The 15751-nt window shown below is 71.4% G+C and carries 13 protein-coding genes and 1 pseudogene; all 14 read right to left on the bottom strand.

Features of this window, described 5'->3' with window-relative positions; translation table 11 throughout:
- Positions 1-43: 43 nt before the first annotated feature.
- A pseudogene (locus tag QH283_RS24745) lies at positions 44-820 on the bottom strand (PAS and ANTAR domain-containing protein).
- 323 nt (positions 821-1143) lie between these two features.
- Positions 1144-1884: an oxygenase MpaB family protein gene (locus QH283_RS24740; protein ID WP_280505338.1), complete on the bottom strand. Its 741-nt coding sequence runs from the start codon at positions 1882-1884 to the stop codon at positions 1144-1146.
- A 106-nt stretch (positions 1885-1990) separates the two neighbouring features.
- Positions 1991-4861: an MMPL family transporter gene (locus QH283_RS24735; RefSeq protein ID WP_280505337.1), complete on the bottom strand. Its 2871-nt coding sequence runs from the start codon at positions 4859-4861 to the stop codon at positions 1991-1993.
- A 21-nt stretch (positions 4862-4882) separates the two neighbouring features.
- The gene (locus QH283_RS24730) at positions 4883-6094 is read right to left on the bottom strand and encodes a hypothetical protein (RefSeq protein WP_280505336.1); all 1212 of its coding nucleotides are present in this window, start codon (positions 6092-6094) and stop codon (positions 4883-4885) included.
- Position 6095: 1 nt separating this feature from the next.
- Positions 6096-6809, bottom strand: coding sequence for a class II aldolase/adducin family protein (locus tag QH283_RS24725; protein WP_280505335.1), 714 nt, complete (start codon positions 6807-6809; stop codon positions 6096-6098).
- Positions 6810-6816: 7 nt separating this feature from the next.
- Positions 6817-7917, bottom strand: a complete 1101-nt coding sequence (locus QH283_RS24720) for an acyl-CoA dehydrogenase family protein (RefSeq protein WP_280505334.1) — start codon at positions 7915-7917, stop codon at positions 6817-6819.
- Positions 7914-8609 carry a dihydrodipicolinate reductase C-terminal domain-containing protein gene (locus tag QH283_RS24715; RefSeq protein WP_280505333.1) on the bottom strand — a complete coding sequence of 232 codons (696 nt, stop codon included), beginning with the start codon at positions 8607-8609 and terminating at the stop codon, positions 7914-7916. The genes QH283_RS24720 and QH283_RS24715 overlap by 4 nt, the downstream gene beginning before the upstream one ends.
- A complete protein-coding gene (locus QH283_RS24710; RefSeq protein WP_280505332.1) occupies positions 8593-8862 on the bottom strand; it encodes an acyl carrier protein in 270 nt (89 codons plus the stop codon). Before QH283_RS24710 ends, QH283_RS24715 begins: the two co-directional genes overlap by 17 nt.
- Positions 8862-10340, bottom strand: coding sequence for a class I adenylate-forming enzyme family protein (locus QH283_RS24705; RefSeq protein ID WP_280505331.1), 1479 nt, complete (start codon positions 10338-10340; stop codon positions 8862-8864). The genes QH283_RS24710 and QH283_RS24705 overlap by 1 nt, the downstream gene beginning before the upstream one ends.
- Entirely contained in the window at positions 10337-10849 is a 513-nt protein-coding gene (locus tag QH283_RS24700) for an SRPBCC family protein (protein WP_280505330.1), read from the bottom strand. The genes QH283_RS24705 and QH283_RS24700 overlap by 4 nt, the downstream gene beginning before the upstream one ends.
- Positions 10849-11913 (bottom strand): SDR family oxidoreductase, encoded by a 1065-nt coding sequence (locus tag QH283_RS24695; RefSeq protein ID WP_280505329.1) that lies wholly within the window; start codon positions 11911-11913, stop codon positions 10849-10851. Before QH283_RS24695 ends, QH283_RS24700 begins: the two co-directional genes overlap by 1 nt.
- A 37-nt stretch (positions 11914-11950) precedes the next feature.
- A complete protein-coding gene (locus QH283_RS24690) occupies positions 11951-13189 on the bottom strand; it encodes an aspartate aminotransferase family protein (protein ID WP_280505328.1) in 1239 nt (412 codons plus the stop codon).
- 287 nt (positions 13190-13476) lie between these two features.
- Complete coding sequence (locus QH283_RS24685; protein WP_280505327.1) at positions 13477-15177, bottom strand: mechanosensitive ion channel family protein; 1701 nt, start codon at positions 15175-15177, stop codon at positions 13477-13479.
- A gap of 176 nt (positions 15178-15353) precedes the next feature.
- Positions 15354-15751: PucR family transcriptional regulator (locus QH283_RS24680; protein ID WP_280505326.1), on the bottom strand; the 398-nt coding region annotated here is incomplete at its 5' end.

Below are 15751 nucleotides of genomic sequence, written 5' to 3'. Positions count from 1 at the left end.
CCACTGGCGGTTGCGCCGGTTCCCCGGGGGCATCATGAGATTACTAAATGGGGTGTGTTGGGTGTTTTTGGGGTGGTCTGAGGCCTGCGGGGGAACCGGGGGCCGTGGGTCTGGGGGTGGGGTCGGGGCGTTCGTGGACGGTGAGCAGGAGGTGGTCGAAGCGGGTGCGGTCGGTGACGCCGCAGCCGCGGAACTCGGGGATGGCGTCGACGAGGCGGTAGGCGAGGTCGCGGAGTTTGGTGTTGGTCTCCTGGGAGCGCCAGGACAGGACGCGGAACGCTTGTTCGGCGCTGATGCCGTAGATGACCATCAGGGCGCCTTTGGCCTGGTCGATGGCCGAGCGGGCGGCGACGAGGTCGGGCAGGGTCTCGTCGAGCACTTCCTGGCGGGTCTCGTCGATGCTGTGGGGGTGGTGGATTTAGTAGCCCGTGGAGCCCACCAGCTCGCCGGTGTCGTCGCGCATCGGGTCGCCGACGACGAGCACGTGCTTGACGCGGCCCTGGGTGTCGCGGATGCGGTGGCGGCTACAGAAGGGCTGGCCGGTGGTGACGGCGGCGGACAGGATGTCCACCACGGCGTCGCGGTCGTCGGGGTGTTTGTGCGAGAGGACGAGCTCCATGGTCGGGACCACGGAGCCGGGTTCGTATCCGTGCAGTTCCGCGACCTCGTCGGACCACTCCCAACGCTGATCTTTCGACCAGAATCGGTAGCTGCCCGCAGGGCGCCAGGCTTCTGCGTAGTCGGCCGTTCTGGCCCCGGTGTCGCTCACGCGACCGATTATGCTGCCGGCGCGGTCTGCAGCAGCAGGGGTGGGTGTCATCCTTGAACTCTACGTGGGTCTTTCCATCCAGCAGCACGATCGCCGAGTCGTAACACGATCGCCACGCCGATCGCGGACCCGTTTTTCCAGGTCGAAGCAGTGTGAGGCCCCCCTGCGCCACGCAGGTCACAGCGCCGCGACGGGGCGTTCCGCACAGTGGAGACCCCGGCGGGCGCGGCGTCGCGAAAACATCGATTTCGATGACCTTCGTCCCGGATCGGACACGCGGAACAGAGGTCTTTTCGAGGACTTTCGCCCCTAGCAATCGTAGAGCGTTCTGTGTCAATTGGGTGGCGCGGCCGGCTGCCCGGCCGTGCGCGGGGTCAGTCGCGGGCCGCGGCCACCAGCCTGGTGCGTGGCGAGACCACCCTGGCGCCGGCCTTCACGACGCCCGCGTAGGCCTTCATGGCGGCCTTGTCGCTGGTCTGCAGCGGGATGCCGAACAGTTCCCTGGTGCGCGGGTGCAGCAGCGAGCGTACGGCGAAGTCGGGCATGCCGCGCAGCAGCCAGGCGTTCGGGCGCAGCAGTTCGGGAAGCAGTTGCTGGGCCTCGGGGGTGACAGCCAGCTTCTCCGCACACACCTCGTCCATGTAGTCGTTGAAGTCGGCCCAGGTCTCGGGCATGTGCCGGGCGGAGATGCCGTAGCGGCGGTACCAGTGGCAGCACTGCGCGTAGAGGGTCTTCTTCTCGACCAGTGACAGCGGGCGGTCGAAGGCCTCGATGGCGGTGACGAGGGTGTCGACGTAGGTGGCGTGCTGGAAGAAGAACAGGTCGGGCGCCAGCCCGTTGTAGCGCCTTCCGGTGCTGTCCACGCCGCGCACCAGCTCGTGGCCGTAGATCATCGTCGGATGCGGGTCCACGTCGGCGTAGGCCAGGTGGATGATCCGCGAGACGACGCGCTTCTTGTGTTCCCACAGGTAGACAGGGCTGTGCTCGACGATGGCCGCCGCCACCGAGGGCTGCAGGATCTGCAACCCAACGGCGCGCGGGAGGGTGAGAACGAAGCGCCGGTCCCCGAGGTAGCGGCCGAGGAGGGTGTCGCGGTCGAGGCCGGGCGTCTTCATTCTCGGGTCCCTCTCTGGTCGATGCCCCTCACCGATGAGGGCATGAGAAACATTAGGACTTATTTTCTCATTGCGTCAAACTGGCGAAAGACCTCTCTCCCGACGATCATTCCCTGATCCGAACCCGCCGCACCACCGGCGCCAGCCGGCCGGGCGTCCACCAGTTGGCCCGGCCGGCGACGCGCATGGCGGCCGGGACGAGGATCATGCGCACCAGGGTGGCGTCGACGATCACGGCCAGCGCCAGCCCGATGCCGAGCGCCCGCATGAGCGCCACGTCGCTGGTGGCGATGCCGAGGAACACCACGGCCATGAGCAGGGCGGCGGCGGTCACCACGCGACCGGAGCGGGCCAGACCGACGGCCACCGCGGTGTCCACGTCGGCCCGGGTGCGTTCGGAGCGCTCCCATTCCTCGGTGAACCGGGCGAGCAGGAACACCTCGTAGTCCATCGACAGGCCGAAGGCCACGCAGAACAGCAGCACCGGGACGGTGGCGACGGTGAAGCCGGTGGCGGTGGTGCCGAGGCCGTCGAGGTGGCCTTCCTGGAAGATCCACACCAGTGCGCCGAAGGTGGCGGCCAGTGACAGGGTGTTGAGCACGAGCGCCTTGAACGGCAACAGCAGGCTGCCGGTCAGCATGAACAGCAGCAAGGCGCTGGTGATCGCGATCCACAGGATGGCGGCGACCAGTCCGTCGGAGATGCCCGCGGCGGTGTCGGCGCTCTGCTGGGCCAGGCCGCCCACCCGGGCCTCGCCCGGGGCCTCGACGGCGCGCAGGGCCTCCACCAGGTCGGCGCCGGCGTCGGAGTAGGGGTCGACGTCGGTGGCCACGGCCAGGTGCGCGGACCCGCCGGGGCCGATGGCGCCGACCGGCGGTCCGACGGGAGCGCCGTCGACGTAGGTGCCGGTGGGGTCGGCCACGGCGGTGACGCCGGGGATCTCGGACAGCAGGGCGGCGTAGTCGCCGAGCCGGTCGGCCGGGGCGTCGGTGAGGACGATGTCGACGGTGCCGGTCATGTTCTGGTCGAAGTCGGCGCGAATGATGTCGCCGACCTGACGGGACTGCGCCTCGGTCGACAGCACCCGGTCGTCGGGCAGGCCGAGCCGCAGGTCGAGCACGGGCGAGCCCGCCAGCAGCAACACGGCGAGTACGGGCAGCGCCAGCACCAGCGGACGTTTCTGCACGACGCGGGCGATGCGGTAGAGGCCGGTCTGTTCGGCGGGGACGGCCTCGCGCTGCGGCTTGCGGTTCATCCTCGGACCCCACAGCGCCAGCAGCGCGGGCACGCAGGTCAGCGCGATCAGCACCGACAGGGCCACCACGGCCACACCCGCGTAGCCGATGGAGCGCAGGAAGGTGATCGGGAACAGCCACAGGCCGATCAGCGCGGTCGCGACGATGACGCCGGAGAACACCACGGCCCGGCCGCCGTGCCGCATGGCGGACACGAGGGCCTGCTCGTGCGGTGCGCCGCGGCTGATCTCCTCGCGATAGCGGCCGATGAGCAGCAGCGAGTAGTCGATGGCCAGGGCGAGGCCGAGCGCGGTGGTGACGTTGAGCGCGAAGACCGACAGTTCGGTGAGGAAGGTGATGACGAACAGCACGCCGGTGGTGCCGACGATGGCCAGCACGCCCGCGATCACCGGCACCGCGGCGGCGATGACGCTGCGCAGGAACAGCACGAGCAGCAGGAAGGTGATCGGCACGGCGATGCCCTCGGCCAGCAGCAGATCGGCCTCGGCGGTGGCGTTGATCTCCTCGAAGGCCATGGCCTGGCCGCCCGCGAGCACGGTGACGCCGTCGCGTTCGCCGGTGAGCCGGTCTGCCAGTTCACGGGCGGTGGTCTGGGCCTCGTTGTCGTCGGCGACCAGGCCCGCGACGACCAGGCCGGTGGTGCCGTCGCGGCTGACGAGGATCGCGCCCGCCGGGTCGGTATAGGAGGTGACGGTGCTGACGCGCTCGTCACCCCGCAATGCGGTGGCGATCTCACCTGCCGCGCCACGCGCGCGCTGGCCCGCGACGCCCTCGGGATCGCGGACGGCGAAGATCAGTTGCATGTTGGCCACGCCGTGTTCGGCGGCGAGCAGGTCCGCGACCTGGGAGGACTCGGCATCGGGGTCGAGGAAGCCGCCCGCGCTGAGGCGCTCGCTCACCAGACCGCCGAGCGAGCCGAAGACGAGGAAGGCCACGCCCGCGAGGACGAGCACGAGCTTGGGGGCACGGGCGCAGGCGCCCGCGATGCGGGCGATCGGGCCGGCGGGCTCGGGGTCCGTGGAGCCGGGCTGCACGGAGCCGGACTGTGCGGGGCCTGCCGTGCCCGCGGCGGGCTTGCCGGTGTCGGCCGGGTCGTTCGGCGGGGTGGTCGTGGTGACCTCCGTGGGGCGCCACCACACCGGGGTCACCTTGTGGCCGGCGCCGATCTCGATGGGGGGATGTGCGGTCCAGCCGAGGATTTCACACATCTCGGCGACTTCCGGCGATTTCGCCTCGCCGTAGCCGGGCAGGCCCTCGGCACGTGCCACCTTCATCACTCGTTTGATCAGGGCCGCTCCCCCGCCGAGGGTGCGGGCGCCGACGTACCAGAAGTAGAAGTGCGGCTCGGTGGGGTGCGTCTTCTCCACCACCGACAGCATCCGCGCCATGAGCAGGGTGCGGGAGATGCCGAGCACCAGCATGGCGGGGATGCGGAACAGCCAGGCCCACCAGGGGAACTTCGGACTGGTGCGCTCGTAGGCGATGAGCACGGCGGTCGGGTGCCGGTCGGCATCGTAGGTGGCCTGCAGGTAGCCGTTCATCCTGGCGCAGATCTCCACCTCCGCCCGGAAGAGCAGGTACAAGGCGCGATCGGCGCGCGCGGGGTTACGCGGCCGGACCTCCTGCCAGATGGCGTCGCCGGCGAAGGCGTCGGCGAGCACGCGCGCGGCGGCTCCCCGTTGTTCCCTGGCGACATTCGACGGCATTGTCGCTGTTGTCATCTCGACCTTTCTGATCCCGGATCAGCCGTGGGCGCCCTGGTAGAGGGCATCGAACTTCTCGCCGCCGACCGGACGGCCGAGCGCGGTCAGGTACAGGGTCTGGTGCCCGGCGGGCAGCACCTGGTTCCAGTACTCGGGCGCGAGGCCGCCGATGCCGGTGACGCCCGCCCCGTGCCGGGCGGCGACGAGATAGAGCACCTGGCCGACGACGCCGGTGGCCAGCAGCAGCGCCTGGCGGTCGGCGTCGATGACCGAGTCGTCCTCGCCCGCCGGGGTGGAGAAGACGACGAACGCCTCGGCGTCGAGCAGGTGTTCCTGGCCGGCGAGGCCGGTGAGCAGGTCGCCCGCGGGCAGGGGGCTGCCGCCGGTTACCTCGCCGACGAGGTGGACGGCGGGCATGGGCAGCCGCAGGCGGCGCAACGCCTTCCCGGCGATGTCGAGCGCGTCGGCGAGCACGACGTCCAGGTCGTAGCCGGGCGGGGTGGCGGTGCCGAAGGAGGCCGCGGAGCGGCGGATCGGGATGAAGCGGGCGAGGTTGCCGGGCAGTTCGCCCGCGCGGTCGAAGAAGACCGGCTGGGGTGGGCCGGGTGGGCGCAGCCGGTCGGCCCAGTGCTCGAACTCGCTGCGGCCCATCTGGACTCGCGGCTTGGCGGTGGTGACCAGGCGCCAGCCGTCGGCTTCGCCATCGTGGGGGTCGAACGCGCGGACCAGGCCGGCGGCGAGGATGTCACCCGCCACGGCGTCGGCGCAGGGCAGGCCGTCGGGGAAGCGGGCGGCGGCGCTGTCCTCGCGGTCGAGCAGGGCGAGGGCGAGCAGCGCGTGACCGGCGTCGATGAGGTGGTAGAGATAGCCGCGGGTGCCGTACTTGCGCATGGACAGCCACGGGCGGCCGACGAGCAGGCACAGGTAGTCGTCGGCGTCGCGGGCCGGGTCGGCGCCCTCGCGCACCACCAGGTGCTTGCGGGCCGGGTCGAGCAGCGCTGTCGCGCCGGACTCCGGTGCGACGAGCAGGATCTCGTAGGGATAGGTGGCGCCCGCCGAGGGCACGAAGCGGGTGTCGCCGCCGCGCTTGCGGCCGATCAGGCGGTCGACGTGGCCGACGGCGCCGGCGATCTTGCCGGTGAGGGTCTCGATGCCGACGGTCTGCGGCAGCGGCGGGTGGATGACATCGCCCCAGGCCAGGCTTCCCGCTCCCCCGATCCGGCCGCGGGCGAGATTGTCTGCGGCTCGCATGTCAGCGGCTCCATCCGGTGGTCTCCGGGTGCAGGCGATGCACGCGCCGCCGGGTGTGCTCCCAGTAGGAGCGCACCGAGAGGTCGGCGAAGATGTAGTCGCGCTTGGCGGCGACGTCGAGTGCGTTGGAGGTGGCGAAGGGGCGGCCCGAGGCCAGCGCGTCCAGTTGCAGGCGGCAGGCGCGCTCGAGCATCAACGCGAAGACGACGGCGTGCCGCACGCTGCGGCCGACGACCACGCTGCCGTGGTTGACCAGGAACACCCCGACGCCCTGGTCGAGTGTCTCGGCGATGGCCTCGCCGACCTCGAGGGTGAGCACGGTGTTGCTGGTGTCGTGGAAGCGGTGCACCTCGCCGGCCAGCAGCGCGCCCTCGTGGCTGAGCGGCACCAGGTCGGTGTCGAGGGCACCGAAGACCAGGCTCGCAGGCGCGTGGCTGTGCACGATTCCCGCGACGTCGGGGCGGGCGGCGTAGACGGCCTGGTGCAGCGGTAGTTCCGGTGGCGCTTTCGGGTCGGGGGTCTCGGTGGCGTCGACGGCGGCGGAGACGAAATCGGTGGGGGTGGCCTCGTCGAAGCCGACCAGTGCGCCCTTGATGTCGAAGCGCCCGTCGCCGGGCCTGCGGACCGAGATCTGGCCCTGGTTGAAGTCGTCGTGGCCGCCGGACGACAGTGCTCGCGCACCGATCGCCGCTTGGATCACCAATGCGGATGTCATGGGTTCCTCACAGTCGTGCCGCGATGGCGTTGCGCTGGATCTGGTTGGTGCCCTGGATGATCTGCAGGAGCTTGGCCTCGCGCATCCACCGTTCCGCCGACTCGCCGGGCAGGTAGGCGCTCGCCCCGAGGATCTGCACGGCGTCGGTGGTGACCCGCATGGCGGTGTCGGTGGCGAACAGTTTGGCCTGGGCGGAGAGCAGGTCCGCCCGCGCGCCGCCCGCGTCGATCTCGTCGCAGGCGCGGGCGAGCAGCTGGCGGGCGGCGGCGAGCTGGGTGGCCATGTCGGCGAGCAGGTGGCCGACCGCCTGGTGGCGGATGATGGGCACCCCGAACTGGATCCGGCTCTTGGCGTATTCGGTGGCGCGGCGCACGGCGGCCTCGCTCAGCCCGACGGCGCAGGCGGCGAGGCCGACCCGGCCCTGGGTGAACATGTCGTCGGCGACCCTGGCGCCGCGGTTGACCCGGCCGAGCACCCGGTCGGCGGGCACGTAGGCGCCGTCGAAGTGCACGTCGGCGCTGGGCAGGGCGGCGGCGCTGCGTTTGCGGGCTGCCGGCGCCACGGTGACGCCTGCGGTGGCCGGGTCGACGGCGAAGCAGGTGAGCCCGCCGAGGCCCGCGTCGCTGGTGCGGGCGTAGACGACCAGGACGCCGGCCAGCGGGGCGTGGCCCGCCCAGGTCTTGGTGCCGGTCAGGGTGAAGCCCGCGCCGGTGCGTTCGGCGCGCAGCGCGATGGCCGACATGTCGGAGCCCGCGGCGGGTTCGCTGATGCAGTTGGCGCCCAGGACGCGGCCCGCGGTCAGGGCGGGGACCAGTCGGTCGCGCAGCTCGGGCGTCGCGTGGCGGGCCACGGTGAGGGCGACGAGGGTCTGCAGGTGCACGGATTCGCCGAGAGCCAGCCAGGTTTCGGCGACGGCGGCGACGTTGTCGCAGAATTCGCGCACCGCGCCGGGGGCGCGTTCGACGACCGGCTCGGCCAGTCCGGTGGCCATGACGGCGGCGAACAGTTCGGCCGGGAACCGGCCCGCCTGTTCCTCGGCGGACACGATGTGAGCGTGTCCGCCGAGCAGCGCACGCAGGCGGTCGGCGGTGGGAGCGGTGGTGGTCATGCCGGTGCTCCAGCGAGTTCGGCGAACACGTCGTCGGCGGCGTACCGGCCGGGGCGGGCCCGCTCCAGCCAGGCGGCGAGGGCGAGGGCGGCGGTGGCGGGACCGCGCAGGTCGCGTACCCGGTGGCTCAGCTCCAAGCTCTCCCCGCCCACGGTGAGCAGCACGTGATGGTCGCTGACGGCGGCGCCGTAGCGCGCGGAGTGCACGGCGGTGTGCTCGGGCAGCAGGGCGGCCAGTTTCCTCGCGGTGGCCGACGGCGCGTCGAGCTTGGTGGTGGGATGCCGGTCGAGCACGGTGATCTCGGCGTCGGGCACCAGGGCGGGCGCGAGCCGGGCGAGCAGTTCGGCGGCGCGGGCCTGCAGCCAGTGCAGCGGGCTGAGATTGGCCGCCACCAGCACCGGCACCCGCTCGGACAGCGCGGCGAGCACGGCCTCGGATTCCGGCGGGCGGCCGGAGACGCAGGTCAGCAGGGCGGCGCCGGTGGCGGTGCAGTGGCGGGCCACGGCGTCGAGGGCGGCGGGCCTGCTGGCGTCGATCACCACGCCCACCGGTTCGTCGCCGACAGTCCACCCGGTGGAGTCGGCCACGGTGGCGACCCGGACGCCGTGGCGGGCGCAGGCCTCGGTGACCGCGCGACCGAGCCTGCCGGTGGCGCCGACCACGGCCACGGGCCGCTCAGGCGTCGGCGACACCCTGGTTCCTCAGGTAGGCCACGATCAGTTCGACGGTGCGCATCTGGTCGAGTTCGGTCTCCAAGTCGATCTCCACGCCGAAGCGGATCTCCAGCGCGTCGACCAGGCGCAGGAACGCCAGCGAGGTCATGCCCGCGTCGGCGAAGGTCTGGTCGGTGCGCTGGGCGGTCTCGGCGTCGACGGTGCCGTCGGTGGCCTTGACGACCATCTCCACGACGGTCCGGGTCAGCGAATCCTGCAGGACATCGGACATCAGCGGCCTCCTGTGACCGGTTGCTGGAACGAGGTGGTCAAGAGCTCCCGCACGGCCTCGGCCTTGACCTTGCCGGTGGCACCGCGCGGCAGATCGCCGACCACGATCACCTCGGGCACCTTGTAGTCGGCCAGCCGCTCCCGCAGGAAGGCGCGCAGCGTCGCCGGTTCGAGGGCGGAGCGGGCCTGCACCGCCGCGCCGACGCATTCGCGTCCGCTGGGGGTGGTCAGGGCCATGACCCGGCAGTCGGTCACCTCCGGGTGCGCGCCGATGGCGTCGGTTACGGATTCGACGGTGAACTTGCGCCCGCCGATGTTCAGGATCGGCTGGGCGCGGCCGGTGAGGAACAGCTCGCCGTCGCGCACCGTGCCGGTGTCGGAGGTACGGTAGCTGCCGTCCTCGGCGATGGCGCGCTCGAACTCGCCGGGACAGTTCAGGTAACGGGTGCCCATGGAGGCGGTGCGCACGTGCAGCACCTGCGCGCCGTCGGGGCGCGGACGCACGTCGACGGTGACACCGGGCAACAGCATGCCCTTGCCCTCGGGCCTGGTGCCGTCGGCGAAGGTGACCGGACCGGTCTCGGCGATGCCGTAGTAGTCGGAGATCGGGCCGGACAGGTGGGCCACGTGTTCGGCGACCGCGGCCGACAGCGGCGCCGCCGAGGACAGCCGCAGCCGCAGCCCGCGCAGCGCCTCGGCGGTGGGCTCGGCGAGCGAACCGAGGGTGTAGTCGGTGAGCCGCTCGTAGGCGGCCGGGAAGGCCACCAGGATGCTGGGCCGGAAGGTGGTGACGTGGCGCATGATCGCGCCACCGCTGGGCATCCCACCGGGCAGCACCAGGCTCGCACCGGTGAACAGGCTGGGCATCAGGGTGGTGTTGAAGGCCAGGCCGTTGTAGAGGCCGGCGAAGCACAGGCTCAGGTCGGCCGGGCGCAACCCGGACGCCTGCGCCCAGGTGCGGGCGGCGTTGGTGACGGCTTCGGCGGAGAATTCGATGCAGGCCGGGGCCCGGGTGGAACCGGAGGTGAGCCTGCCCAGTTCGGTGTCGGCGGCGAGTTCGGGGCGTTCGCCGGTGAAACCGGTGGCCACCGCGAGCTGGCGCTCGTCCAGCGCGACCGAGATCGCTCCCGTCCCGGCGGCTTCCGTGCCGGGCGCGCGGACGATCGCGTCGATGCCGCAGCCGTCGACCAGGGTGTCGATCTCGGCGGGGCCGAGGCTGGGGTCGGCCAGGATGGGCAGGTCCGTCCGCGACCACACGGCCAGCAGGGTGGCGATGTAGTCGGGGTGGTTGGCCAGGGCGATGAGGACGCGGCTGCCGCCGCGCGGGGCGACGGCGTCGAGCAGGTCGGCGCGCCGGGCGGCGTCGGCGCGCAGTTCGGCGAAGGTCCGCCGCTCGCGCAAGGTGGCGACCGTGGCCTCGGGCGCGGCGTCCATGGCGGCGGTGACCGCCTCGTACAGTCGCGTCGGACGGGGGATCATGATGCCGCGCTGCCCACTTCGACCGCGTTCCGGCCCGCCGTCGCGTTGTCGGCGTCGGGGCGCACGAACCGGATGTCCGCGCCGAACAGGCCGCGCAGGACCTCGGCCATGTTGGTGCGCAGTGCGCGCTCGGCCAGCGGGTCGAGCATGTCGGCCAGCGAGGGGATGCCCAGGTCCACCACGGCGTCGAAGGCGATGGTGACGCCGTCGTCGCCGGTGCTGACCTGCCAGGCGCCGTCGAAGCGGGCCAAGTCGCCGGTCACCTGCTCGAAGGTCATGGTGCGGGTGGCCTCGTCGATGAGGTCGCGCTCGGTCCACTCGAGCAGGCCGCTGCGGAAGTACACCGACCAGCTGCTGGTCTGATTGCCCTCGGCGTCGACGCCGATGCTGATCTCGCGCACCACGTCGACGTGCTCGGAGTAGGAATGGAAGTCGCGCAGCGTGGCGAAGGCCGCGTCGGGATCGATGTCGCCGACCTGGGCGCGCAGGGACACGGTACGTTCGGCCATCAGACCATCACCTCGTTGCGTTCGGGCTCGTTGGGTTCGGGCGCCACCCGGGCAGGCGCCATGCCGTCGTGCGCGATCACCGTGCGGTAGGTGATGCGCATGATCTCCTCCGCCTCGGCCGCCGAATAGGCCGCGGGCGCACCGGGAATCGTGCCGAGCGAGGTGGGCATCGGGTCGGGCTGGAACAGTGAGGCCAGCGTGGTCATCAGGTTGGCCATCTTGGTCTTGTCCGAGGCGGGCAGCTCGTCGAAGAAGGCGGGCTTGAGCAGCCGCTCGAAGATCTCCGGGTCGGCACGTCTCGGCCCGCGCCGGGGCAGGCCGTACTCCTCGAAGATGCCGTCGAGCACCCGCAGCAGCCGCTCGGCGGTGATCGAGTTCGGGCCGATGGTGGCCCACGCCAGTTCGGGAGCGTCCTCCAGCTCGGCGACCGCGGCGACCAGGCCCGCCACCGCGTCGCAGGGCACCAGGTCGAAGCGAGAGCTGGCCGCGCACAGGAACAACGGGATCGATCCCTTCAGCAACGCGCGCGAAATACTGTGCACGCCTTGGAATTCGGTGATCGCGCCGGTGCGGGAGTGGCCGCCGACGGCCGAGGGCCGCACGATGGTGTGCTTCAGGCCGCTGCCGCGCACCTCTGCCTCGCCCAGCCGCTTGGCGGCCAGGTACTGGGCGGGCAGCAGGGTGGCGTGGCCGCCGGTGATGTCCTCCGGCGGGTCGAGTTCGACGAAGGCGGTGGACACGTGCACCACCCGGGCGCCCGCGGCGACGGCCAGGTCGAGCACGCGCTGGGTGCCTGTGACGTTGATGGCCTTCAGCGATTCCCAGCCCGCCGCGAAGTCGACATTGGCGGCGCAGTGGATCACCACGTCGAGGCCGTCGAGCACGCGGGCGGTGTCCTCGGTGTCCAGGCCGAGGCCGGGGGCGGTGATGTCGCCGCGCACCGTGTGGGCGGCGCCAGCGCCGGGCCGGCCGTGGGCGAGGGCGACGACCTCGTGCCGGGCGCTGAGCTTTTCGATCAGCGGGACCCCGACGACACCGGCGCCGCCGGTGAGAAGAATCTTCACGTCAGTCTCCTGATGAATGCGTATCGGGGTGGAGGCGTCAGAAGGCGTTGGCGGCCAGGCGCACGCAGGCCTTCTCGAAGGCCTCGAGCAGCCAGGCCTCGTCCTCCGGCCCCAGGTTGGCCGGTGGGGTCAGGCGCAGCACCGGACCCGCGTTGAGCGAGTGGTTGATGATCACGCGCGCGTCGACCATCTCGATGAGGAACTCACCGGCCAGGCCGCCGTCGGCGAACTCGAGGCCGAAAAGCGCGCCGGCGCCGCGGATGTCGACGATCTGTTCCGGGCAGGTGCGGTCGCGGATCTCGGTCAGCGCGGCCAGCAGGCGCTCGCCGAGGCGGGCCGAGGCGTCGACCAGGTTCTCCTCGCGCAGCACGTCGATGGTCGCGGCGGCGGCCGCCATGCCGAGCGGGGCGCCGGAGAAGGTGGATGTGTGCAGACACAGGTCGGCGTCGAAGGCGGCGTAGGCCTCCTCGGTGGCGATCGCGGCCGAGACGGGCAGGATGCCGCCGCCGAGGCTCTTGCCGACCAGCAGGACGTCGGGGGTGATCTGCTCGACGTCGCCGCGCCACCAGGTTCCGGTGCGGCCGAGGCCGGTCATGATCTCGTCGAGCACCAGCATCGCGCCGCGTTCGCGGCACAGTCGCTGCACCCGGCTCAGATAACCCGCGGACGGGATGCGCACGCCGCCCTCGCCCTGGATGGGCTCGAGCACGACGCAGGCGTCCGAGCCGTCGGACCCGAGCGCGGCGTCGAGCGCGTCGGCGTCACCGTAGGGGACCCGCACGGCTCCGTGCAGCAGGCCGCGGAAGGGGGCCTGGTAGGTGTCGTTGGCGGTGAGTGCCAGGGCGCCCAGCGTCTTGCCGTGGTAGCCGCCGCCTGCGCCGATCAACCGGTGACGGCCCTGGACAGCGGCCATTTTCAGGGCGGCCTCGGTGGCCTCGGTGCCCGCGCCCGCGAAGTACACCTTGGTCAGCCCGGGCGGCGCGATCTCGGCCAGCGCGGCGGCGGCCTTCGCCGAGGAGGCCTCCAGCAGACCACGTGTGCCGATGGGATGGCGGCCGAGTTGCCCGGCCACGGCGTCGACCACCTTCGGGTGGCGCGCGCCGAGCAGGAAGACGCCGTAGCCGCCGCAATTGAGGAACTCGCGACCATCGGTGGTCCACAGCCGAGCCCCCTCGGAGCGGTGCTCGACCAGCCCGCCGAGCAGGCTTCCCAATTGCGCCTTGGCCTTGCCGAGATGCTGCCTGGTCTGCGCGAGAACCACGAAATCGGTTGTCATGAAGGACTTTCCAGATGAGGAGGGAAGTTACTCTCACCCCCTGAGAGCTTGAGAGAAATTAAGACGGAATATCTCAGGTCCGTCAACTCCACCGGCGTCCGGGCAGATATGGTCAATCGACCATTAAGGTCGGGAGCTGCCGCGACGACACGATTTGTGTCCTGAGCCACAACCTCTCGTCACAGTAAACTTTGAGCACTCTCCGCGGTCGGTCCACGTGCCCCGCCGCGGTCGCGGTGTCGGTTCCACCGGGTGCGGCATCCGATTCACCGGGAGCGGCGTCCGATTCACCGCGGGCGGAGCGGGTATTGCCGCCGTAACCCGATCCAGAGGAGAAGCAACCGATGAAACTGCATCGCAAGTACGTCACGCTGCTGGCCGCGGGGGCGCTGGTGACCGGCGCGGCGCTCACCGGATGTTCCGACGACGACAGCGGCACCGACACCACCACCGTGACGGTGCCGTCGGTGGAGGTCACCACCACCGAGACCGAGCCGACCACCGAGACCGAGGAGACCCCGGTCATCTCGCCGGAGGCCGCGCAGCAACTGTGCGACATGATGGGCGCCGACATCGACACCTGGCGCGACCAGGGCTCGACGGTGGCGAAGGTGACCTTCAACGGCACCGTGCAGAACTGGGCCGCCCGCAACGAAGGGCTCAACGACGACGTGATCCGCGACAAGGGCATCGTCGACGAGGTGACCTCGCAGACCTGCCCGGACGTGCGTCAGCAGGCTCTGGAGGTGCTCGAGGTCAGCGAGCTGGCCGACGCGCTGCTCGGGTTCGACAACTGACCTGCGCCCGGGCGCTTCGGCGCCGACGGTGACGACACGGGGCCGGCCGGGGGGGTAACCGGCCCGCGGGCCCCCCGGGCGGGGGGCGGGCGCGCGGGGGCCAGCGGGGCGGCCCGGATCCGGGTCCGCGAGGCCGGGCAGCGCCGCGTCCGCCCCGGGCACGGCGGTGATCTCGGTCGGGATCTTCGGCAGGGCGTAGGGGTGTTCGCGCCACAGCCAGCTCAGCAGTTCCTCGCGGACGGCGCAGCGCAGGGTCCACACGTCGTCGGCGTCGGCGGCGGTCATGGTGGCGCGCACCACGATCGCGGTCGGGGTGCTGTCGGTGACGACCAGGCCGTAGTCGCGGCCGTCCCAGTCCGCGCGTGTGCGGACGAACTCGCCGAGGTGCTCGCGCAGCGCCGCGACCGGGGCGCTGTGGTCGAGATGCAGGAAGACCGTGCCGGTGATCTGCGAGCCGCCGCGCGACCAGTTCTCGTAGGGCTGGCTGTTGAAGTAGGAGACCGGCATGGTGAGCCTGCGGTCGTCCCAGATCCGCACGGTGAGGAAGGCGAGGCTGATGTCCTCGACGGTTCCCCACTCCCCCTCGACCACCACGGTGTCGCCGATCTTGACCGAGTCGCCGAAGGCGATCTGCAGGCCCGCGATCAGATTGCTCAGGGTGGACTGGGCCGCCACACCGGCGATGATGCCGATGACACCGGCAGACGCCAGCAGCGAGGTGCCGAGCGTGCGCAGGCTCGGCACCAGCAGCAGTATGGCCACCGCGGCGGTGGAGACGGCCAGGATCGCGGTGACGATCCGGCGCACCAGACCGAGCTGGGTGCGCAGCTGGCGCACCTTGGCCACGTCACGGGTGCGGTCGGCGTAGGAGTGCAGCATGTTCTCCGCGGCCACGTCCACCCCGCGCACCACGAGCCAGATGGCGGCGAGGATCGCGGTGGTGGCCAGCAGGGTGCGGATCATGGTGTCCTGCGCCAGATTCAGTTCCGCCAGCGGATAGGTGGTGTGCAGGGCGACGGCGCCGAGGAAGATCTGCCACGGCGCCTGCACGCGGCGCAACAGGATCGGCAGGCGCGAACGCGGACGTGTGCGCGCGCTGTAGCGCAACGCCCTGCCGGTCAGCCAGCCCGCGCATACGGTGACCGCGACGGTCGCGGTGAAGACGATCAGGGGACGTAGTACTTGCTCCAACGGGCGGCGCTCCTTGTCCGTCGTCGCCCGGCCCGGCGGCGGCCGGGCGTGCGCGCCGAGACCGTGCCGAATCAGCCGGGCTGTGTCGTTCAGCGGTCTTCCCCGAGGCGTACCCGCGCAGGCCGCGGCCGAACAGTCCCGACGGCTGTGGGAAATCGCACCCGGCGCGCCGGAACCTATCGTTCCTGTTCGCGATAGCTGCGGGCCACCAGCGCCGCGCGCAGGTAGCAGATCCCCCTGGCATCGCTCGGGTCGTGACCGGTGAGCCTGCCGATGCGGCGCAGACGGTAGTCGAGGCCGTTGGTGTGCAGGTCGAGCATGCGGGCGGTGCGCTGGCGGTTGAGCCCGTTGCCGATGTGGCAGCGCAGGGTCTCCAGCAGTTTGGGCTGTGCGTCGAGCGGGTCGAGCACGGTGCCGAGGTGGTCGAGTCCCGGTCCGGGGCGGGTGATCTGGTACTCGAGCGCCAGGTCGGCCATGCGGTAGAGACCGGGCTCCATGCCCAGCCTGCGCACCATGTCCAGCAGTTCGTGCGCGCACTCGGCGGCCGTGGGCAGGTCGGCCCGGGCGGCTCCGG

Origin of the sequence: Nocardia farcinica (assembly GCF_029867845.1) — a bacterium.
Lineage (GTDB): Bacteria > Actinomycetota > Actinomycetes > Mycobacteriales > Mycobacteriaceae > Nocardia > Nocardia farcinica_A.
Note: the sequence above shows the minus strand (reverse complement) of the source record. Positions and strands in the feature narration are given on the sequence as shown.

Excerpts from the sequence above, each read along its gene's own strand:
- QH283_RS24700 (WP_280505330.1), bottom strand. The coding sequence starts at position 10,849 with ATGGCCGAACGTACCGTGTCCCTGCGCGCCCAGGTCGGCGACATCGAT.
- QH283_RS24725 (WP_280505335.1), bottom strand. The coding sequence starts at position 6,809 with ATGACATCCGCATTGGTGATCCAAGCGGCGATCGGTGCGCGAGCACTG.
- QH283_RS24690 (WP_280505328.1), bottom strand. The coding sequence starts at position 13,189 with ATGACAACCGATTTCGTGGTTCTCGCGCAGACCAGGCAGCATCTCGGC.
- QH283_RS24705 (WP_280505331.1), bottom strand. The coding sequence starts at position 10,340 with ATGATCCCCCGTCCGACGCGACTGTACGAGGCGGTCACCGCCGCCATG.
- QH283_RS24740 (WP_280505338.1), bottom strand. The coding sequence starts at position 1,884 with ATGAAGACGCCCGGCCTCGACCGCGACACCCTCCTCGGCCGCTACCTC.
- QH283_RS24710 (WP_280505332.1), bottom strand. The coding sequence starts at position 8,862 with ATGTCCGATGTCCTGCAGGATTCGCTGACCCGGACCGTCGTGGAGATG.
- QH283_RS24735 (WP_280505337.1), bottom strand. The coding sequence starts at position 4,861 with ATGACAACAGCGACAATGCCGTCGAATGTCGCCAGGGAACAACGGGGA.
- QH283_RS24730 (WP_280505336.1), bottom strand. The coding sequence starts at position 6,094 with ATGCGAGCCGCAGACAATCTCGCCCGCGGCCGGATCGGGGGAGCGGGA.
- QH283_RS24720 (WP_280505334.1), bottom strand. The coding sequence starts at position 7,917 with ATGACCACCACCGCTCCCACCGCCGACCGCCTGCGTGCGCTGCTCGGC.